We start from the raw sequence: 2686 nt of genomic DNA on the forward strand, positions 1-2686 counted from the left end.
ATCTAATCACGGAATAGAGCTTCGGCCATATTCATTGGGAACAAGCGCAACGCTGCGCAATCCAATGGAGATCGAAATGCAAACTCGAAAGACTGTTATCATCACAGGAGCCTCCCAGGGTATTGGGGCTGGCCTCGTCAACACCTTCGTCGATCGCGGCTACAATGTTGTCGCGACATCTCGAAAGGTCAGCGCTTCGCATGCTTTCCAAGCCTCAAGTCAGCTGGCGCTGGTCGACGGCGATATCGGCGATCCTGAAACGGCAATTAGGGTGGCAGAAACCGCAATTAGTCGGTTCGGGACGATCGATGCTCTCGTAAACAACGCCGGCATCTTCTTCACCAAGCCGTTCCTTGACTATACGATGGAGGACTTCAGAAGGTTGTCCTCGACAAATCTCGAAGGCTTCATCCATCTCACCCAGCTGGCGGTGAAACAAATGCTGGCGCAGAAGTCCGGCGGCAGCATCGTCAGCATCACGACGCCGCTGATCGATCATCCCATCGCCAGCCTCACCGCTTCTGTCCCAATGATGACCAAGGGCGGCGTCGACGCGATTTCCAAGAATCTTGCGATGGAATATGCGCGGGATGGAATCCGGGTTAACACGGTCGCTCCCGGTGTTGTCGACACGCCTTTGCACAAGGACAATCCGAAAGACTTCCTGAGGACGCTGTCGCCCATGGCGAGCATTTCCGATGTTCAGGAAATCGTCGATGCGGTCGTCTTCTTGACCGAGGCTCCACACGTAACCGGGGAGGTGCTGCACGTTGATGGCGGCGCACATCTAGGACAATGGTAGACCATACAAAAGCGTTAGCAGCCGGCGCAGAACGGCGGTTGCAGGACCTGGGCATTACGCTTCCACCACCGCCGACACCGTTTGGCGCTTACGTCGAGGCGGTGACCATCGGCAACCTCGTCTTCCTGAGTGGGATGTTGCCTGTGGTCGGCCACGAGCCCCAGTTCATTGGACGCGTTGGTGGTGAACTCACGGTCGCGGATGGCCGCAAGGCTGCAGAAGTGGCCATCCTTAGTGCTCTATCGGCCGCGAGAGCCCATCTTGGCTCTCTCGATAAGGTCACGCGGGTCGCAAAGCTCGGCGTCTACATAGCGACGGAGGGTGATTTCAGAGAGCATCCGAAAGTCGCGGACGGGGCATCCGAGATGCTGGTCAACGTCTTCGGCGAGGAAAAACTCTCCGGCCGGATCGTACTCGGCGTCGCAAGTCTGCCACTCGGTCTACCGATCGAGCTCGAACTCGTCCTCGAAGTCGATGCTTGAAAGCAGTCGAGATCAACAGCGCAGATAAGCAGCTGGGCGTTCTTCACGATGTCGGTGGTCACTTCGCTCTCAATAAAGCGGCTGTTGAAATCGCAGAAGTGACCGGCTTCCTGCAAACCTCGTCCCGATTAGCAAATGTAGCATCGGGCGTTGGCGAAGGCCGCAAAACTCACGATGCAAGCAAACGGGTAGTGTATGTGGTGTTGTGGGAATTCATATCCGCGTCAATCAAGGGCGCATGGCGCCGGTTGAATTCGAAACGAAACAGCTGCGCGCGGCGGCGTTCTGGCGGATCGCCGCCCGTCGGATCCGCCAGAACAGGCCTGACTTATGGCTTCGTGCTCGTGTCCTGGTTCCTGAACGCAGCCTCTCCGGCGTCCGACACCTCGACCCACTTCTTGTCGGGCGCTGCGTCTGCGACGTAGCTGTCGTGCCAGTTCCACCACTTGTAGGTCGGGGTCTGGGGATAGCCCTCGGGCGAGTCCTCCCAGACCTCCTGTCGGCCCAGCGGCGTGATGTCGAGGTAGTTCCAGGTACCTCCCATCTGTTCGTCCCCGCGGTTGTTGATGAAGTAGGTGCGGAACACGCGGTCGCCGTCGCGGTAGAACACGTTCGTGCCGTGCCACTCGTCCACGCCGAAGTCGGCGTCGAAGTTGTCCGTAATGGTGAACCACGGCATCTCCCAGCCCATCTGTGCCTTCAGCCGCGCGATGTCCGCCTGTGGCGCACGCGAGACGAAGACGAGGGTGGTGTCACGGGCGTTCAGGTGGGCGAGGTGGGCGACCTGGTCGGCCACCATGGAGCAGCCCCGGCAGGCGTGGTCGGGCCAGCCGAACACCCCCGGCTCGAAGAAGGCGCGGTAGACGATCAGCTGACGCCGACCATCGAACAGGTCAAGGAGGCTGGCTTTCCCTTCAGGCCCCTCGAACGCATACGCCGTCTCCACGGCCATCCACGGCATTCGCCGCCGCTCGGCGGCCAAGGCGTCACGGGCGCGGGTCTGGGCCTTTTCCTTCACGAGCAGCTGCTCGCGGGCCGCCTCCCACGCCTGGGGCGATACGACCGGTGGTGTGTGCATGGCAGGCTGTCCACCTGTCTGTCCGTTCTCGGCTGATGTAGTCATGGCTTTTGAAACCTCCTAATTTGGGCGAAGTCCTGCGCCTCAAGGCTGAGGCGCATTTCCAGTTGCTGCTCATCGCTCGTTGTTGGTCGTGAGATGGTTTTAGCACCGGAAATCGAACGGTGGGAGTAACAAGTGCGGCGGTATTCCGATGGAGTCGCTGATTGCAACCTCGGCGCATGCGCTCGATGGGCCGGATCAATCGGCGCCCGATCGAACTCGATACCGTTTTCCCCGGCTGCGATCAGCCTGAGCGTGTGGCTGCTCTGGCCCGCTTTGAGG

The 2686-nt window shown here is 59.8% G+C and carries 4 protein-coding genes; 2 read left to right on the top strand and 2 right to left on the bottom strand.

Annotated elements, in window-relative coordinates; genetic code table 11:
* Window positions 1-76 precede the first annotated feature (76 nt).
* Both AAAC48_RS24285 and AAAC48_RS24290 read left to right on the top strand, forming a co-directional pair.
* A complete protein-coding gene (locus AAAC48_RS24285) occupies window positions 77-802 on the top strand; it encodes an SDR family oxidoreductase (protein ID WP_340656650.1) in 726 nt (241 codons plus the stop codon).
* Complete coding sequence (locus tag AAAC48_RS24290) at window positions 796-1284, top strand: RidA family protein (RefSeq protein WP_340656651.1); 489 nt, start codon at window positions 796-798, stop codon at window positions 1282-1284. Before AAAC48_RS24285 ends, AAAC48_RS24290 begins: the two co-directional genes overlap by 7 nt.
* A 328-nt stretch (window positions 1285-1612) precedes the next feature.
* Here AAAC48_RS24290 and AAAC48_RS24295 read toward each other — a convergent pair whose 3' ends face one another.
* Complete coding sequence (locus tag AAAC48_RS24295) at window positions 1613-2407, bottom strand: thioredoxin family protein (RefSeq protein ID WP_340656652.1); 795 nt, start codon at window positions 2405-2407, stop codon at window positions 1613-1615.
* Window positions 2404-2686, bottom strand: a 283-nt coding sequence (locus tag AAAC48_RS24300; RefSeq protein WP_340656653.1) for a hypothetical protein, incomplete at its 5' end; no start/stop codon positions are given. The genes AAAC48_RS24295 and AAAC48_RS24300, both read right to left, overlap by 4 nt.

This window comes from Phyllobacterium sp., from assembly GCF_037994405.1.
Lineage (GTDB): Bacteria > Pseudomonadota > Alphaproteobacteria > Rhizobiales > Rhizobiaceae > Phyllobacterium.

What these genes read in the sequence shown, in the direction of transcription:
- AAAC48_RS24285 (WP_340656650.1), top strand. Translation starts at nt 77, where the DNA reads ATGCAAACTCGAAAGACTGTTATCATCACAGGAGCCTCCCAGGGTATT.
- AAAC48_RS24290 (WP_340656651.1), top strand. Translation starts at nt 796, where the DNA reads ATGGTAGACCATACAAAAGCGTTAGCAGCCGGCGCAGAACGGCGGTTG.
- AAAC48_RS24295 (WP_340656652.1), bottom strand. Translation starts at nt 2,407, where the DNA reads ATGACTACATCAGCCGAGAACGGACAGACAGGTGGACAGCCTGCCATG.